This window comes from Planococcus sp. A6 (genome assembly GCF_028823615.1).
GTDB lineage: Bacteria > Bacillota > Bacilli > Bacillales_A > Planococcaceae > Planococcus.
Window position 1 is genome coordinate 13246 of sequence record NZ_JAPEHT010000031.1, and the last position, 17769, is coordinate 31014.

Below are 17769 nucleotides of genomic sequence, written 5' to 3' on the forward strand. Positions count from 1 at the left end.
TAGGAAAATGGAATTGGGAGATTATTGCTCCTGTATATAAGGAAAGAATTTGGTTTCGTGTTTTACCGCCGAACCATTTGAAGAAAGTAGGATTTTGTTTTGGGTAGAAAACTCGCACTTACCGGCATTTTGTTTGTCATTGCGTCGTTGTTTTTGAAAGTTTCCGGGCTTCTCCGGGATATGGTTATTGCCTATCAATTTGGGGATTCCTATCAATCAGCTGCGTATTTCGCGGCATTCGCTTTGGCAAATACCTTTATTTTATTTTTCACTACCGGCATGAAGAATGCTTTTGTGCCAAGTTTCATCCATGCACAGGCGGATGGCAAGGGCTACCATCATTTTTCACAAATCATCCGCGGGACGATGGTGCTTGGATTGATTGTTTCAGCTATCGGTGCATTGGCATCACCATTGCTATTGCCTTTGCTATTTCAATTCCCTAACCTTCAGCCCGACGTTCGAGCTGAAGCGATTGAATTGAGTGTTGCTTTAGCTATTATCTTCTTTATAGCTGTCTTCCTCGTATCGTTAAACTCAGTTTACGAGGCCTATCTCGATGCAGAAAACAAGTTTTCGTTGTCGGTCATTTCACAAATCATCGTTATCGGCAGCACCATTCTCAGTACCTTGTTGTTTGCTGATCAAATCGGCGCCTACTCAATGGCGTTTGGTTATTTGGCCGGTGCGTTGTTATCGTATATCGCCAAACGGCTCTGGTTCGTCCCTAAAGGCAGTCATAAAGTAATCGGCAAACTCGATTGGGAAGAAATCAAACCCTTTTCGATCATTTTCATCCCAGTTGCCATTACGGTTATGGTTGGCCAAGTCAATTTGACAATCGACAATATCTTTGCGAGTTCGTTCAGTGATTCAGCAGTCAACTACGTTAACTACGCCAAGAACATCGTCCACTTCCCGCAAGCGATTATTGGCGTAACCATCGGGACGATTATTTTCCCGATTTTGTCGAAAGCCATTGCGAATGCCAATGAGAAAAGCTTCAAGCAAGGAATCGAATACGGCTTGATGTTGACGCTTTTGGTTTTGCTGCCTGCTGTTGCGGGAATGATGTGGCTGATGCAAGATCTCATCACGATCGTCTATGAACGCGGCGCCTTTACAGCGGATGCGACGGCAGCCACTGCAAATGTCGGCTATCTGTATCTGGGATCGGTATTGTTCTTCAGTTTGCAGAACATCTTGAACAAAGCTTTCTATTCAAAAAAGCAAGGCCATGTCATCTTGCGCATTTCCTTGTTCTCGATTGCGCTCAATGTCGCCTTGAACTTCTTGTTCATCGCCCTGCTCGATTCGTATTTGGCGATTCCACTCGCCTCGTCCGTTATGGCGCTCGTCTATTTCACGCTCAACTGGATCGTCTTTAACCGGACACAAGGCAAGCTCAATACGCGCTTTATCGTGAAAGACGCAGCCAAGATTTTTGCGGCGACCGCTGCTATGCTAGTGGCCTTATGGCTCGCTTCTGGAATTCTCGAAGACCTTCATATCTATATCCGCTTCGGCCTGACCGCGATCATCGGCGCTATTGTCTATGTCATTGCGGCTCTCGCCTTGAAAACCGAAATTGCACGCTTCCTCATCAGCAAGCTTAGAAAATCATAAGGAGTTTTTCGCATTATGAAACAGGCAATCATGAAAAACGCTGCGCCGGTTTTGAATCCGGCGATCAAAGCGTCCTTGAAACGTTTTTACAAAGCGAATAAACCGCTCACCCCGCTTGAACCGGCAGAGCGCGTGCTGATATTTGCGCCGCATATCGACGATGAAACAATCGGGCTCGGCGGGACCATCCGCCGCTATGCCGATGCCGGCGCACAAATCACCATTGCCATCATCACCGACGGCAAAAACAGCAACGCCGCTCCGGTTGAAGCCGATGCTTTGGCCGAAACGCGGAAACAGGAATTGCGCTCGATCCAGGATCTGCTCGGCTTTACGGATGTTCGTTACCTTGATTATCCCGATAGCGAAATCAAGCATGTCGCATCAAGCGAACGTTTCAGTGAGCTGATCGATGAAATCCAACCAGATACGGTCTATACGACGAGCTTGATCGATGCCCATCCGGATCATGTGTACAGCGCCCATTTGGTGGCCGATGCACTTAAGCATACGGCCCATCAGCCGAAAATCGTCCGCGAATATGAGATCAATTGTCCCGTGCCGCCAGAGGAAATCAATTGCATTATGGACATTACCGATCAGTTTCCGCTCAAACAGCGGGCAACTGAGGCTTTCAAGAGCCAAGTCATCGCATTCGATGGATTTTTGGCGCTCGCTGAAATCAAAGCTGCACAGACAAATGAAACACAAGCGCGCTACGTAGAAACCTTCATCGAAAACACACCACAGCAATTTATCCAGGCGGCCGATCACTTGAAGACGCAAGACCGCCAGTACGAAAAGCATCTCAAGCAAGCGAACCGCACCGTCACTTTGTGGTGGGCGATCTTCAAGAATTTGAAGTTGAAAAAGGCGATTTATCAAAGCCGCTAATTATAAATGCATTTGGAGGATATTATGAACTTTTTTAAGAACGATAACGAAAAATGGTTTTGGCTCATCGCCTTGATCGCCATCATGCTAATAGGTTACACAGAGCTCGCCATCATCGGCTATGCCCTGACAGTTGTGTTGTTCGCCTATGCGTTCATCAATCCGAAACACGGCATCCTGCTGCTGTTCGTTTACATCCCGGTCCGTGAGTTCATCACGCAGTACAATCCGGGCCTTAACTATTTAACCGAAGCACTCGTATTCGGTGCCTTGTTGCAGGTCTTCTGGATGAATCGCAAAACCGTCGGCAAGCTATTCCATTTCAAGAATTTCGAATATGCTTATTTCGCTTTCCTTGCCATCGGTTCGATTTCCGCTCTCATCACGGGCATCAGTCCCGTTCTCATTGCAATGACCTTGCGTCAGTTCCTGCTCTTTTACCTTGTCTATTACATCGTCTATCGCCTCGGAATCACCCGCAAGGATTTGGTCAATCTCGTCTGGATCTTCGTCTGGACGGCAATCCTGGTCATCATCCAGGCAATGGCTGAAAAATTGTCCATCCGCAACTTCTTCCTGCCTGAGTCATGGCAGGCGATGGCCTTGTCGGCGAAAAACCGCGTGCGCATCTACGGCATGCTCGGCAACCCGAACGTGCTCGGTATCTACTTGATGTTCGCGTTCATCGCGTTCTATTATGCGAAGAATAAATTAAAAGAATTCAACCCGCGCTATATGGATATCTTGAATGTACTGTTGGTGGGGATCCTTGTCCTGACGTATTCACGCGGCACATGGTTAGGTTTCTTGATCGCTGCCGTCGCATTCTTGATCATGACGCGCAAAATGAGCATACTCATCGACTTCGTGAAATACACGGTGATTGCACTCGTCCTTGTCGTGCTGCCATTGAATTTATTGACCAATTTCATTGAAAGTACTGATGTTGGCACAGAGAAAGTCACCGACATCCAGCAATTCGATGTCGGCGGCGAGTCAGGCTTCCGCGACCGCATCGGCAGCACGTTCAGTGAAGATACCGTCACCGGCAGCCAAAGTTCGGGCCGTTTGTTCATTGTCAAAACTGGCTTTGAAGTATTCAAAGACCATCCAATCATCGGTACGGGCTTTGCGACGTTCGGCGATTCGACCACCCTTTCGAACGGTTCGCCGATCTATGATGAATACGAAATCGGACATAAGTTCTACTCGGATAACCAATATATCCAAATCATTGTCCAAACCGGCGTGCTCGGCGTCATCGCCTTTGCCGCTTTCCTATTGTTGATGCTTTGGCGCTACGGCAAAAAGCATAAAGAAAGTTATCTGTATTCACTGACTGTCAGCATCTTGCTCGGCGCGTATTTCATGGGCCTTGTCTACAACCTATGGGAATCCGATATTTTCGGCCTCGCGTTCTTCGCGCTTCTTGCGGCCGCGTCACGCCGCGAAGATTTCGGACTGCGGGATGACGGTGAAACATTATGATTCGCCTGTACCAGCCGGGTGATGAGCTCGGCATCAATGCTCTTTATGAAAAAGTATTTGGGAAAAGACGGTCTCTTGCTGAATGGCAATGGAAATTCGAGACCTTTCCGGAGAGCGCCACGATCGTCGTTTCTGAAGAAGACGGCCAGATCAACGGACATGCCGCTTTCTTGAAGCTCACAGCCCGCCACCAAGGCAAAGAACTGGCTCTTGGCGAACGGGTTGACATCATGGTCGATCCGGAAGCGCAGGGCCGCGGCATCTACAAGCAAATCGTTTCCCGCATGATCCAGGAATGTGAAGCCGAAGGGCTCGATATCCTGTACGGCTTCCCCGCTGAAACGGCAAAGCAAGTGTTCATGAAAGTGGCCGGCGGCAAGGATCTCGGGAACGTTCCGCGCTTTCTTGCAGTCAATAAGCCAGGAGCTTTGCTTGCGGCTAAGGTCAGCAAGTTAAAAGCGATCCAGTCGCCAGTCGACAAAGCACTTTCTCTCAGTGTCCCAAAAAAGAGCACGCATCGATTGCGTGAACTTGGCGACCGTTTGGCAGTAGCGGAAATGTTGTACGGTCGCTTTGAAAACCAGTACCCGCTTCATGCCAAGCGCAACGGCGGCTATATCCAACGACGCTTCCTTGACCATCCGACGAAGGATTACCAAGTTTATACCTTGGAGCAGAATGGCTATGCAGAAGGCTATTGCGTGTTGCATGAGGAGACGAAAGATAATGGCGTCACGTTCGCCACGATTGTCGATTTGTTCGGACCGAACGATGAAGCGATCATTGCGGATCAATTGAAGGCCATCCGCCGCCATACGAAAGCGGATGCGCTGAATTGCTGGGCAGTGCCGGACAGCCCGCGCTACCGTGCACTGAAGAAAGCCGGCTTTTTCCATATCAATAGCCCGATGCCGTTTGTCATCAAGGATTTTACCGGCACGGGTTCCTATGACGAGCTAACTGACTGGCATTTGTCGCAGTCAGATGTTGATTCGTATTAACGCTTGCCCTTCTTCCGGGATTCCGGGAGGAGGGTTTTTTTGAGTCTGGAAATGAAGGCGGAGGTTGGACATTGGACATTGGACATTGGACAGCAGATAATGAGGGTTTGCTTGCGGAATTGTTTCGAGGTTTTATTTATTCTTCATGTTGCTAGTCGCCGCCGTGCTTGGGGTTGGCCTTTGGCAGCAAGCCAAGAAGAACACTTGTCTTACTGCGTCGGCTCACCCCTTCACGCTCGGAGGCTGAGAGATTTCATTGTTGTAGATTGTTTAATCGGAACTGCTTCTTTAGGTAATTGCCGGCTAGTGGGGGAATCGCTTCCCGGGACAAGTTTAGATGGGATAGTGAGAGTTTGCTTGTGAAATTGTGCGATCTTCTATTAAAGTGTCATCTGAGTAGTCGCCGCCGTGCTTTGGGTTGGCCTCTTGCCATAAGCCAAGAAGAACGCTTGTCTTATGGCATCGGCTCACCCTGGGCGCTCGGCGGCTGAGAGATTTCATTGTTATAGATTGTTTAATCGGATCTGCGTCTATATCAGGTTGCCGGCTAGCGGGGGACTCACTTCCCGAGATGCAGCATTTGACACACAAGTGTTTGAACTGAAAATCACACTCTCTTTGATCCAAACGATATGAGCTACAAAACATGATGCATTTCCACACTTCACTTTAAATGAACTGAAGAAACGATCTTCCACTTTAAAACTAGAGACGGAGTGGAAGGGGGCTGACGCCTGTGGGACCGCGCGGGCTGGCGAGACAAACGTGACGCGCTCTTTGCGGCACGTTGGCTCAACACCCGCCCCACGGCAAGCAGCCCCCTGCAACGTAGTCGAAAAGCGGAAGCTTTTCCAATCTCTTCTTTCTATCTAACAGTTCTTGTCGCATCAGAAGCATGACCCATTGCCTGCATGACCCTGCAACGCAGTCGAAAAGCGGAAGTTTTTTCACTCTCCTCGTTTCATTCCATACTTCCCACCTCATCAAAAAACAGGCACCCATTCATTGCGAATGGGTGCCTGTTCTCTATTCACTCGATAAACGCTTCATATGTACCCAGTTCGCCGGCTTTGATGACATGTCCGATAAAGTCTTCGTAGCTGACGATGCCGAGTGCTGTGGCTTCATCGAACAGTTCCTGCACGCGTGCTGTGTCCGGATGGATTTCTGCGTTTTTGGTCGGGTGCAGTTTGCCTGAATGGTCGACGATCTTGCCTTCTTCATCGAAAACGACGTTCAGTTCACCGAGGTTGGTGTCGTATTCACCGGTCTGCACGACCAATGTGTCGCCGATTTGGTTCGGCGGATTGGTTGTGACATGTGAGTGGCCGCCGATGATGACATCGATGCCTGGTACTTCTTTCGCTAATGTGCGATCATGGCCGACGCCGATATGGGTCAGCGCCACGATTTTATCGATGCCAATCGATTCGAAATGGGCGACGGCTTGTTTGGCCGCTTCGGTGTAATCTGCGAATGAAACATCGCCAGGAACGGTCACCACTTCATTGTAATGTGTGATACCGAATATCCCGACCTGCTCGTCGCCGACTGTTTGCACGAAACCTTTATTGATGCGGCCGTCCACCGGCTCGTCTGTGTAGCTATAATCTGCAAAGGGCTCAAGGAATGGATCTTGCGAGAAGTCAACGTTGGCACCAAGCACCGGATGCGCTGCATGTTTTACGTAGGTGCTGAGCGGGCCGTGGTCGATGACGCCTTCGCCTAGATCGAACTCATGGTTGCCGAGCACCATCCCATCATAATCGAGGTGGTTCATGAATACCGCATTTGCGAGTGAATCCTGCGCTTTTCGCCCGATTTCCCAAGACGTCACATCCCCTGCCGACAATAAAAGATGATGGGTGCTGGCTTCGCGGATGTCTTCAATCAGTGAAGCGCGTCGTGAGATATTATCCATCACGGTATGGGTATCGTTTGTGTGGATTAAGGTCAGTTTGAACGGTTCCGGTTCTACAGGTTCCGGTTCCGGAGATTCATCTGATTCACCACCTGACGAAGCTGTTTCGTCTCGCTCCGGTGCTTCAGCGTCCCCGAGACCTTCACTTTGATCTTTTTGCGGCCACATGAGGAATGCGGTAAAGCCGACCATGATTGCCGCTAAGAGTGTCACGATTTTTTGCATAGTTGTCACGTCCATTTCCCTAAAAAATCTCTATGCACAGTCTACTATAGAATATAGGGGAAATACGCAATCTCATGGATTCTTAACCATTTCTTCACCCTTCTTTAATATTCCTCAACAGTAAATGAGCCTCATGTATTTCATGCTCCAGCAACCATGCACTAGATTGTAACATTCATTGTCTAGCTCGATCGCTTAACGGGAAAAATGCCATGTGCTACTAAATTACATGCTGTTTATCCTATATATGGGTGTATGGGAATTAATGACCTGATTTTCATTTATTTATTTTATTTTCTATTTTAGTTTATAATAGAGATATGATTGAAATAGAAAGGATTTTTTTTAGTGAAGCTTAAAAAGCGAGCGATTTGGTTCAGTCTTTTTGTATGTTTTGGTTTGGTGCTTATTGCGTACGCCCCTTTTACGTCAGGGAGTGAGTTCCAAGTCACGGCAGATGGAGAAGACCTATCAAGCACCGACACTGAACAATTACATATAGAAGATATTTATCAAGAAGTGATTTCATATAATGTCTCGGACCGAAAACAGAATAAAGCCGAAATCACGTTAACTACACGGGAATTCCCAAATGGGGATACGATGGTTTACCTTGAAGCGGAAACAGATGGATATCTTGAACCGATCGATTTCCAACTGCCCCTTAGCGGCGAAAGCGACTTGGAGTATTTAGAAGATCAGACGATTCCCGAATTGTATCCACACCGGAAAGAGCGGAAACTTGAAGACCCCTTATCAACAACACTTAAATATATGGAAAATGAAATGAATAGTGCGCTCATTGGCACATCTGTTTATTATAATGATATTTCCCACACTTACGAAAATGGCCAATTAAGCCGCGTCGTTGAATTCCAGCGGGAAGCGGATACCTTGGATATCAGTGAAGAGGGATGGAAAGTGACGATTGAGTTCGCTCCTGGTGAAGAAAAATTCTCAACCTGGCTCATGATATCAGAAGAGCCATTGATTAGCAGCAAAGAACAATTTGAACAAGTCCATAAAATCGCTGCAGATGAATTCCGCTGGATTACACCAGATACATTGTGGTCACATGGATTGAACGCCATCTTCCCTAAAACCGATCGTGCCTTCGTCCGCTCCCTCGTCAGGCAAAGCGGCCGGGCTAGTGCAGTCATGTTGGAGACAAACCCTTCCCGTATTTGGGAAAATATCAATCGCCACCAATTCGCGACACTGGAAGTCTCGCGAAACGAAGATGGCTTGTGGCATAGCGACTACACCAGCACTTGGCTTGAACGCGCTTATGACATAGGCCCTGAATACATCGATACGAGGCATAACGACAATATTTTCCGGGCACAATTAAAGCGCGCTGAACAATTGGGCTATGAGGCTTATGCGCAAGAGCGCGCAGTTTATGCTGATTTTCTGATTGAGATGTCTGAAGCGGGCTATACGATTCCCCAAGGCCCTGGTTATTATTTAATGGATTATTTTGATATGCAGCATGATACCCACAGCTCCTTGAATCATGCACTCAGCTTGATGAATTACCAATACGATGCCTATCTTCATCTTGGAGACGAGAAATATCTGGAGAATGCGGAAGCTCAATTTTCCGCTCTTCTCCATACCGGCACCGGATGGGTGGATGAGGAAAACACGATCCTTTACCAAATGCGGCCCGATGGCACGATGAGCGGCCAGGATTATAACCTGGTTACTTATTATGATTTACTTTACACTAAAAAACTTCGAAACGAACTTGAGCTCCCCGCTTCAGAAACACTCGATTATTTGATTGAAGTGAAAGAGCAGAACTTGCAAAATAAAGATATTGCTATTGAAGGCACTTTTGAAAATGTCGAAGAGTTCGTAGGATTAATCGAATAAAAATAAAAACGGAGCTTCCATTTTAAATGGGAGCTCCGTTTTTGTATGTCCGGTTAAAGAGAGAATGCCGCCGAAGAACTGTATCGTTTTCAGCGACATTCGGTTAAAGCCTGGTAATGAGGTGCAAATTTATTCTTGGTGCAAAGCTTTCACAACTTCTGGTGATACTGCCAAAGTTCCGCCTGTCGTGAACACTGTGCCATAGTAATGGGCTCTTGTTTCAACGGCTTCGTTTACGCTGTCTTGTTTCACAAGAAGCATAGGCGCATCATAAGCTGCTGCGAGGACGTTTCCAGTCAAAGCATCCGGGAAGTTCTGGCCGTTTGCAGCCAAGCCTTCTACAGCATCTCCAAATAGCTGCTCCGCTACTGCCAATGAAGTCAAGTAACGGTTTGCACCGCTGACACGTGTAGCTTCCGGTAAAGCATCCGCTACAGTTTCAGATACGGCCAGAGATCCACCGATTACAGTAGTCGTTTCGTACCCTTCAAGCTCTGCTTCGATGACAGCCGGGATGCTGTCCGGACGCGTCAACAAGATCGGCTTATCGTTAATCGCTGCATAAGATCCTGCTGATAGTGCATCCGGGAAGTCCATGCCGCTTACGACAACCGCGTCAGTAGCATCCGTTACCAATTCATCGGCAATTGCTACAGCTGTGTCGTAGCGTGTTTTTCCGCCGACTCTATCTACTTCCAGTCCCAAATCGCCCAATTGGTCAGCAACATCTTCTGAAACAGCCAAGCTACCGCCCAATACGATCGCTTTCGTTGCACCCAAGCGCTCGATTTCTTCGGCTACCGCGCTTGGCAATGAACCAGAACGCGTCAATAGCACCGGTGCGTCTTCCTGGTCAGCCAAAGGTGCTGCTGTCAATGCATCTGCATACTGGTCGCCGCGAGCGATGACCACAGTGTCCGCAGAATCCCAGCCTTGTTTCGATACAGCAATCGCTGTGTCATAGCGGCTTTCACCCGACAAGCGCACTTGGTTGATGCGGCGCTCTTCATAAGGCTCTACGCCTTCGTCAGCAAATGATTGTGCGTGCTCTTCGAACATTTCCCAGTCAATAACACCTTTCTCACTGACGCGACCATCCTTCGATGCTTCTTCGAACATTGTGTAACTATCGCCACCTCCTGCAGTGTATGCATTTGTTGCAACCGTGTATGTTGTTTCAAGATTTAGTTCATCATAGTAATCACCGTTATCGACAAAGACTGATAAAACACGATCGCCAACTGGTGCTTTAGCGTCATAGTTGAAGAACATACCAGAGATATGAAGGAATCCACCGCTTGCTTTCGGGTATTCACGCACGCTATGTTCCAGCGCATCTTTGATTTCTTGTCCTGTGACTTTCATAATTGCCAATGTATTGCCAAACGGTAATACCGTCAATACTTCACCATAAGTGATTGGCCCTTCATTAATCGACGCACGGATGCCGCCGCCGTTCTGTATTGCTATCGTTGTATCAGAATCAAATTGTTTTGCTTTTTCAAGCATACCGTCAGCAATAAAGTTTCCAAGGTTAGTTTCGTTCGTACGAACCTCTTCACGTTCACCGTTCAAGAAGACATTCGCTTCAGCGCCGATTGGAGTTTCTTTCAATTCTTCCACTTCTTCTTTATAAGGGGCAAGTTTATTGGCTGCTTCTGCATCTTCTTTTACTCCTGACTCATCTCCAGTATCGTGCAACTGTCCAGCATATTCAGTTACATTTCCAGCTTCGTCGAACGATACATCAAGCTGTCCAAGGAATTTTCCATATTCATTTGCTTGAACAATAATCGTATTTTCAACCTCTACTGGTTTTTCCAGTTTGTCATGAGTATGTCCACCGACGATGACATCGATGCCATCTACTTCTGTTGCTAAAGTGCGATCATTATCTACCGCTGCATTATCATCGTAACCGATGTGCGTCAAAGCAACAATTTTGTTAACCTCTTGCCCTTCAAACCACTCTACCGCTTCATTTGCTGCATCGATGTAGTCTGTGAATGCTACATCATTCGGGCTTGAGATGTCTGTTGTTTCAGCAGTTGTCAAACCAAATATTCCGACTTCTTCGCCGTTCACTTCTTTTACAACACCACTGTAGATTTGTCCGTTAGCAGCTGTTTTCGTAAACGCTTCGTCCGCTACCAGCGGTGACATATTAGCGTCGCCTGAGAAATCAACATTTGCCCCAAGCATCGGGAAATCTGCCCCACCGACGAATTCAGCAAGCGCTTGGTGTCCTTCTTCATTTGAACCAAGGTCGAACTCATGGTTACCGAAAGTCATGACGTCATACTCCATATAATTCATCAATTCCAAATCCGCTTGCCCTTGGAATGTGTTGAAGTACAGTGAGCCTGAGAAGACATCGCCCGCATCAAGCAATAGGTTGTTCGCATTCTCCGCACGGAGTTGCTTGATCAATGTTGCGCGTTTCGGCGCGTTGTCCAGGTTCGCGTGCGTGTCATTCGTGTGCATGATCGTTAACTCGAAATCGCCTTCAGCTGCCTCCGCTTTTTGCGAATCGTAGATCCCGACGACTGTCAAAGCCAGTGTCGTCGCCATTACAGAAGTGAAAATCTTTTTCGGCATTTCTACACCATCCTATCATTTTTTTTTGACGAACGTCTCTCAGGGCTGTATCTTTCTGACTATGTATGAAGACGTTTGTCCCTATTACCCATGATACTACAAAAGATTTCGAAGGTAAGTAAAATTTTGATAAATATTTAGAAAACGTTTACATTTTTTCAGATTGCAATAAATTTATTGAATTAATTCCATATAAAGGAAAATTAACATAGCGCCTTTAACATGCAAATCTGGTTATTTCTATACTTCCTTTCTTTTTATGTGATGAGTTTCTACTATTATAATAGTGATTGCATGACTACCCCTAATAAAGTAAAAATAAAAGCGGAGCGCCTTTAGGCACTCCGCTTTCATAGGTCTTACTTATTGTTCAAATACTCGTCCAATTGCTTTAGGATTTCATCGGATACTGCTTGCGATCCACCGATCACTTTCGCGTATTCGACGCCATTCTTCTGCAAGTGTTCGCCAAGTTCTGCTGGTACGGATTTTCCTACCAAGTAAACGCCAGTGTCATTTTTCGCTGCCAGCGCGCCGCCTGCTAGAGCATCCGCAAATGCTGTGCCTGTCGCAATGTACACTGTATCAGTAGGGCTGCCGAAGTATTTCGCCACTTCAAGGGAAGTTTCATAGCGGTTAGAGCCCTTGATGCGGAACGAATTCGGAAGTTCGGATGCTGCTTGTTCGCTGATCGCTTGAGTACCACCGATGATCAAGCTGCTTTCCGCTCCCATTTTCACCAATGCCGCTTTTGTAGCATTCGGAATAGATCCTTCGCGTGCCAATAGGATTGGCGTGCCTTCAGAACCTGCATAGCTTGCTACGCTAAGTGCATCCGGGAAGTTCTCGCCGCTTACTACGATAGCAGATTCAGATTTACCGAATTTCTCAGCGATCTTAGCTGCAGTCTCATAACGGCTTGCCCCGCTGATACGTTCTACTTCAATGCCGTCAGATTTCAATTGCTTCACGACATCATCAGAAATGGCAATTGTTCCACCTAGGACTTGAACTTTCTTCGCGCCTAGACGCTTGATTTCATCATATGTTTCAGATGGCAATTTCGCTGTGCGAGTCAGAAGAAGCGGTGCATCTTGTTTCTTCGCAAGCGGTACGCCCGCTAGTGCATCTGCATAGTTATCCCCGCGTGCAAGGACGACTGTTTCTGAAGAATCCCATCCTTCTTTGCTCAACTCAACAGCTGTGTCATAACGGCTTACACCGGAAATGCGCTCAGCACGTAGTTCAGAGTCAGAACGGTCGATCTTCACTTCTTTTTCGATCTTGTTGCCAGCTGCGTCTTCTGCAACTACCATGAACGTGTTAACGCCAGGTGCCAAGTCGACTTTAGCTGTAACTGTTTTGCTGATTGGATCAGCTACTTTCAATTCATCGTAGACATCTTGATTGTACAATACGTCTCCATCAAGTGATAGTTTCACCATATTGAAGTTATCTTTCACCGTAATGTCGAATTCAACTGATTCCTCGTCTTCGTCAACAACGCCAGGAGCGTCGATGGCAAGCGTCGGATTCACTGTATCCACAAAGATTGGGCGGATGATCGAAGACGTGTTGCCGTTGTAATCCGTTGCTTCGAACTTCACCTCTTGGCGGCCAGTTTCAAGTTCGATTGTTGTATCGAACGCGAAGCCTTTATCCGTTTCAGTGAAATCAACTTCTTTGCCGTTCACTTTCAATGTCTTCAAGTTTTCTTCTACTACATACCCTTTGACCGGTACAGTATTCGTTCCGTAAATTTTGAGAGGCTCTGGGCCGTCATCAGCTACGTAGATGACTGGTTTCACAGTATCATCTGCATTCGAGATGGCATAGCTGCCGTTGAATGCATGGTCAAGAGCAACGATTTCAATCAAGTCTGCTTCTGAAGCATCCAGACCGAACTCATCGAGGTCAACGACTGTTTCATCTGCATCGAAATAGCCTTTCTCGGCAGGCAAACGTTTTCCATCTACGTTGATAGAGAATTGCTTAACGCCCACTCCTTCATCAGACAAGGAAACTTCCAATGTGTTATCTTCTTCATTTACAGTGACCGAAGCTTCCGGTGCAGTTGTATCGATGTAAACCGGCAATGATTTGCTCTGCCAATCTGCTTCTTCGTAGTCGACTTTCGCTTTGTACTCATATTCGTACAAGCCGTCTGCTGCTACTTCACCTTTCACTTTACCATCCCAAGCGCGTGCTTGAACATAACTTAGGAATGTTCCAGATCCGCCGTTAAAGAAGTTTTTGCGGACGTCTTTCTCGATGTTGACCGTACGGACTTTCTCGCCTTCTGCATTCAAGATATTCGTCTGCAGCTCATCCGCGTTACGGAGCAGCGTGATGTTTCCGTTGATCTTATCGTTCAAGCCGTCGCCATTTGGAGATACTGGGTAAACCCATTCGCCGTCAACTTCCACTAGGTCGTAATAGTGTTTTTCATCTTCTTCATCGACTGTCGTATCGTCAGCGTCTTTAACTCCGAATGCATCATAGTAAGCCTGGTAGAAATGCGGCTCATCTTTTTCTTCGACTCCGAAGGAATCAATGATGTCCGGACGGTCCCATTCGCCGTAGAAGCTGATGTATGGCAAGACCAAATCAGGATTCGACGATCCTTCTTCAGCTGTCAATTTCACGAAACCTTCTACGAAGACATCTTCTTCAAGCGCTTTTGTGATTGCATTGCCGTCTTTATCAAGCCCTGGCACTTTGCCTTCGCTGATATCGACTGTTACTTTCACATCGACTGTTCCGTTAGCTGGTACAGTCACTGTTTCAGGAGCTGTTACTTTTGCTCCTTCAAGTGCGCCTGACTGAAGCAAGTTGGACGTGACAGTTCCATTTTCTTGGAACATATCGACTAGCACTGAAGTGTCGACTGAATAAGTTGCTGCTTCATTAGACAAGTTTTCAGCTTTCAATGTGAACGAGAAGGAATCGCCAGTGAAGTCTTTGACGTTGACTTTCGCTTCGTTTGTCGCTTTTTCAGTCATGATAACTGGCGTAGTGACAGCGCCGTTAAGTTGCATCATCCCTGCACCTTGGCGGCGAGGAGAGATCGTGTCGCCTGATTTGCCGTGCGTGATGTCAGCAGTGTTCAATAGCAAGACTTTCGCTAGGCGAGTGCGTTCTTCAAGAGAAAGGTTTTTGAACTCGTCATGGTTTTTCAAGTATTGCTGGACAAGTGCCGCGCCGCCAGCAACGTGTGGAGCTGCCATTGACGTTCCGCTCATCACACCGTATTTGTCATTTTCAAGCGTTGACAGGATGTTCCCGCCTGGTGCAGACAATTCAGGTTTGAACTCAAGGTCCGGCGTTACGCCCCATGATGTGAAGTCCGTTGCACGGCCCACTTCAGGTCCAAGTTCTTTGCCTGTTTGCTCAACATCTGCTCCAAGTTCGCCGTCTGCAGCAAGCGCTTCTTCAAGTGCCAAACCGTCTTCTCTTGTAATCTTCATGAACGGAATATCCCAGCCGCCTTGGTCTTTATAGAATATCGGGCTAGTAGAGTTATAAACGATGATGCCGATTGCGCCAGCTGCCGCTGCCCAGTTCGTCTTGTCGACAAATGTGTGTGCGCCGCGTTCAACGACAACTACTTTGCCTTCTACATCGATGTCTTCGTAATCAGCTTCTGCACCAAGTGCAGTGTCATCGCCAGTGAGTTCTTTCAAAGAAACGACTTCGAAATCATCTCCTTTTGTTTCGAAATCTGTCCAGTCATCCACGCCGAAACCTTCGACTGTGAGGTCATCAAACTCAACATCATGCGTGTAGTGATTTACAACATTCCCAGTAGCTGCAACTTGGATTGTATCTTTGTTAAGGCCTGGAGAGCCAACCAAACCGTAGTCTGGGTTATCGTAATGCGGGTTATCGTAGCCGTAGCCGATATGCCCTGAGTTACCTGCAGATACAGCCGAAACGATTCCGTTGTTTACAGCGTTTGTGATGGCTTTATCTTCTGCGCTGTCAGCGTCATAGAATGATGAAGTTGAACCGAGGCTCATGTTCAATACATCCGCTCCAAGTTTCACTGCATCGTCGATCGCTGCCAAGTAAATATCAGAGAACGTTGACGGGAAGTTGACGTCATTCGAGAATACTTTCATGCCGAGGATCTGAGACTCAGGAGCTACACCTTTCAAGCCGCCTTCGCTTTCGTCTCCGTTAGCGCCCACTGTTCCTGCAACGTGCATGCCGTGCATGGAAGCACCTGGGCCATCGTCTTGGATTTCAGCGTTTTTATCGTAATAGTTATAAGCGTAAGGAACTTTAACGTTTTGATAAGCGCCTTTCAAGCCGTCTTTGGAGATAAGCCCTTCAACATCAGATTTCGTCAAATCAACTTTTGAGTCGTCTGTGATATTGAAATCTTTATGTTCAGGATCGATTCCTGTATCGATTACCGCAACGACCATGCCTTCACCTTGGAACTTGCTGTCTGCCCATACTTGGCGCGACTGGATGAAGTCGTGGCTCGTCGTCATATCCGGCTTAGCTTCTGGTCTTTCGTACTCGTTTGCAATATATACGTTCTTAACGTTCGGCAAGTCTTTGATCTTCTCAACGTCGCTGAATTTCACAACACCGCTGAAGCCATTGAATGCCGTCGTATATTCATATTGGGAATTTAGTTCAACGCCTTCGGAAGAAATGGATTTCTTCACGCTTGAATGCGTTTTCACCAATTGAGTTTCAATCTGCTCTTTTTCTGCTTTAGCGAGCGTTTTGTATTGGACGCCTTTTGCAGATGCCACTTCAACTGCTGACTGTCCTTCAATTTCAATAATAACGCGAACTTCTTCGTTCGGGTCTAATGCATCTTTTTGGACCATGTCAGGACTTTCCTGTTTCTTAAGCTGCTTGATCAGCTCTGCTTTTTCGTTAGAAAGAACGTTGATTGCCTGCAGATCTTGCTCACTGGCTTTCTCTTTCTCGCCAGATGTAGCACTTGCAGTCATAACACCGTTACTTGCAACTAAACCTGCGATCATAGCAACAGATACAAACTTTTTCCAAGTCTTTGAACCGTTTTGCACAATGTAGCCTCCCCTAATGTTTTTTCGAGGAAATTCACCCTATGTATGTTTCCCACTTATGTACGTATTTCCTCACAGATAAAATAGTAACAATAGTCATACAATTATGTCAATATGTTATTTGAATATTCTTGTGAATTGAATTAATGGAATTTAATAGAAATCATATAAGCATAAAAGATGACTAATAGGACAATATATTCCTGCGAATTGCATGTGCATAAGGGACCTTTTCGAAAAAATAAATTTTCGAGTTACGAATAATATTAGGTATTTATATCTATATTTAACGTTTTTATTTTTACCTATTTGTATTTTTTAAAAATAGTGGGTATAAATAATATTTTTTCCGATAGATATGAACGTCAGAAAAAAATCTCTGATTTTTTCTAGTATTTTTTTACTTTTTGCTAGTTTTCTTGCAATGCTCTTCATTCAGAGAGCTTATTTATGGGAGTTCAAGAGTGGTGATTCGGAAATGAAGATTTGGCTAAACAGCAGATAGTGAGGGTTTATGTGTTAAACAGTTTCGATATTCGATTCGATCTTCATTTTGCTTTTCGCCACCTTGCTTTGGGTTGGCCTTTGGCACTAAGCCAATGAAATGGCGAAAGGAAGTTGAGTCATTTCATTTGCGACGCATCTGCATAGCAGATGTGGGAGCAAGGTGCTTGATGTGATGCTCGAATAAACTTTTTGTCCTCTGCGTCGGCTCACCCTTAGCGCCGGCTGGCTGAGAGATTTCTTTGGACGTTGATTGTTTAAGCTGTTCTGCTTCTTTATTCAATTGCCGGCTAGCGGGGGACTCGCTTCCTTGGACGTGCTTAGAGCAGAGAGTGAGGGTTCGACAGTGGAATTGTTCGGATATTCTATTGAAGTGTCATCTGAGTAGTCGCCGCCTTGCTTTGGGTTGGCCTTTGGCACTAAGCCAGGAAGTACGCCTGTCTTACTGCGTCGGCTCACCCTTGGCGCCGGCTGGCTAAGAGATTTCTTTGGACGTTTTCTGTTTAAGCTTTTCTGCTTCTATATCAAGTTGCCGGCTAGCGGGGGACTCACTTCCCGAGATGCAGCATTTGACACACAAGTG

8 protein-coding genes are annotated in these 17769 nt (G+C 46.6%); 5 read left to right on the plus strand and 3 right to left on the minus strand.

What is annotated here, in order from left to right:
* The first annotated feature begins 99 nt into the window (after positions 1-99).
* From murJ to ON064_RS06675, 4 genes are read left to right on the plus strand one after another with little or no spacing between them, the layout of a single operon-like run.
* On the plus strand, positions 100-1626 hold the full coding sequence (murJ, locus tag ON064_RS06660; protein ID WP_274624161.1) for a murein biosynthesis integral membrane protein MurJ: 1527 nt from the start codon (positions 100-102) through the stop codon (positions 1624-1626).
* A gap of 15 nt (positions 1627-1641) precedes the next feature.
* Positions 1642-2520 (plus strand): PIG-L deacetylase family protein, encoded by an 879-nt coding sequence (locus ON064_RS06665; RefSeq protein ID WP_274624162.1) that lies wholly within the window; start codon positions 1642-1644, stop codon positions 2518-2520.
* Positions 2521-2544: 24 nt separating this feature from the next.
* On the plus strand, positions 2545-4008 hold the full coding sequence (locus tag ON064_RS06670; protein WP_274624163.1) for an O-antigen ligase family protein: 1464 nt from the start codon (positions 2545-2547) through the stop codon (positions 4006-4008).
* Positions 4005-5009 (plus strand): GNAT family N-acetyltransferase, encoded by a 1005-nt coding sequence (locus ON064_RS06675; protein ID WP_274624164.1) that lies wholly within the window; start codon positions 4005-4007, stop codon positions 5007-5009. The genes ON064_RS06670 and ON064_RS06675 overlap by 4 nt, the downstream gene beginning before the upstream one ends.
* A gap of 1030 nt (positions 5010-6039) precedes the next feature.
* On the opposite strand, the gene ON064_RS06680 is transcribed toward ON064_RS06675, so the two are convergent.
* Positions 6040-7155 carry a bifunctional metallophosphatase/5'-nucleotidase gene (locus ON064_RS06680; RefSeq protein WP_274624169.1) on the minus strand — a complete coding sequence of 372 codons (1116 nt, stop codon included), beginning with the start codon at positions 7153-7155 and terminating at the stop codon, positions 6040-6042.
* 348 nt (positions 7156-7503) lie between these two features.
* On the opposite strand from ON064_RS06680, the gene ON064_RS06685 reads away from it, so the two are divergent.
* Entirely contained in the window at positions 7504-9033 is a 1530-nt protein-coding gene (locus tag ON064_RS06685) for a hypothetical protein (protein ID WP_274624165.1), read from the plus strand.
* A 129-nt stretch (positions 9034-9162) separates the two neighbouring features.
* Here ON064_RS06685 and ON064_RS06690 read toward each other — a convergent pair whose 3' ends face one another.
* Positions 9163-11631 (minus strand): cell wall-binding repeat-containing protein, encoded by a 2469-nt coding sequence (locus ON064_RS06690; RefSeq protein ID WP_274624166.1) that lies wholly within the window; start codon positions 11629-11631, stop codon positions 9163-9165.
* Positions 11632-11990: 359 nt separating this feature from the next.
* Complete coding sequence (locus ON064_RS06695; protein WP_274624167.1) at positions 11991-16682, minus strand: cell wall-binding repeat-containing protein; 4692 nt, start codon at positions 16680-16682, stop codon at positions 11991-11993.
* Positions 16683-17769: the final 1087 nt, after the last annotated feature.

Excerpts from the sequence above, each read along its gene's own strand:
- ON064_RS06665 (WP_274624162.1), top strand. The coding sequence starts at position 1,642 with ATGAAACAGGCAATCATGAAAAACGCTGCGCCGGTTTTGAATCCGGCG.
- ON064_RS06670 (WP_274624163.1), top strand. The coding sequence starts at position 2,545 with ATGAACTTTTTTAAGAACGATAACGAAAAATGGTTTTGGCTCATCGCC.
- ON064_RS06675 (WP_274624164.1), top strand. The coding sequence starts at position 4,005 with ATGATTCGCCTGTACCAGCCGGGTGATGAGCTCGGCATCAATGCTCTT.
- ON064_RS06680 (WP_274624169.1), bottom strand. The coding sequence starts at position 7,155 with ATGCAAAAAATCGTGACACTCTTAGCGGCAATCATGGTCGGCTTTACC.
- ON064_RS06690 (WP_274624166.1), bottom strand. The coding sequence starts at position 11,631 with ATGCCGAAAAAGATTTTCACTTCTGTAATGGCGACGACACTGGCTTTG.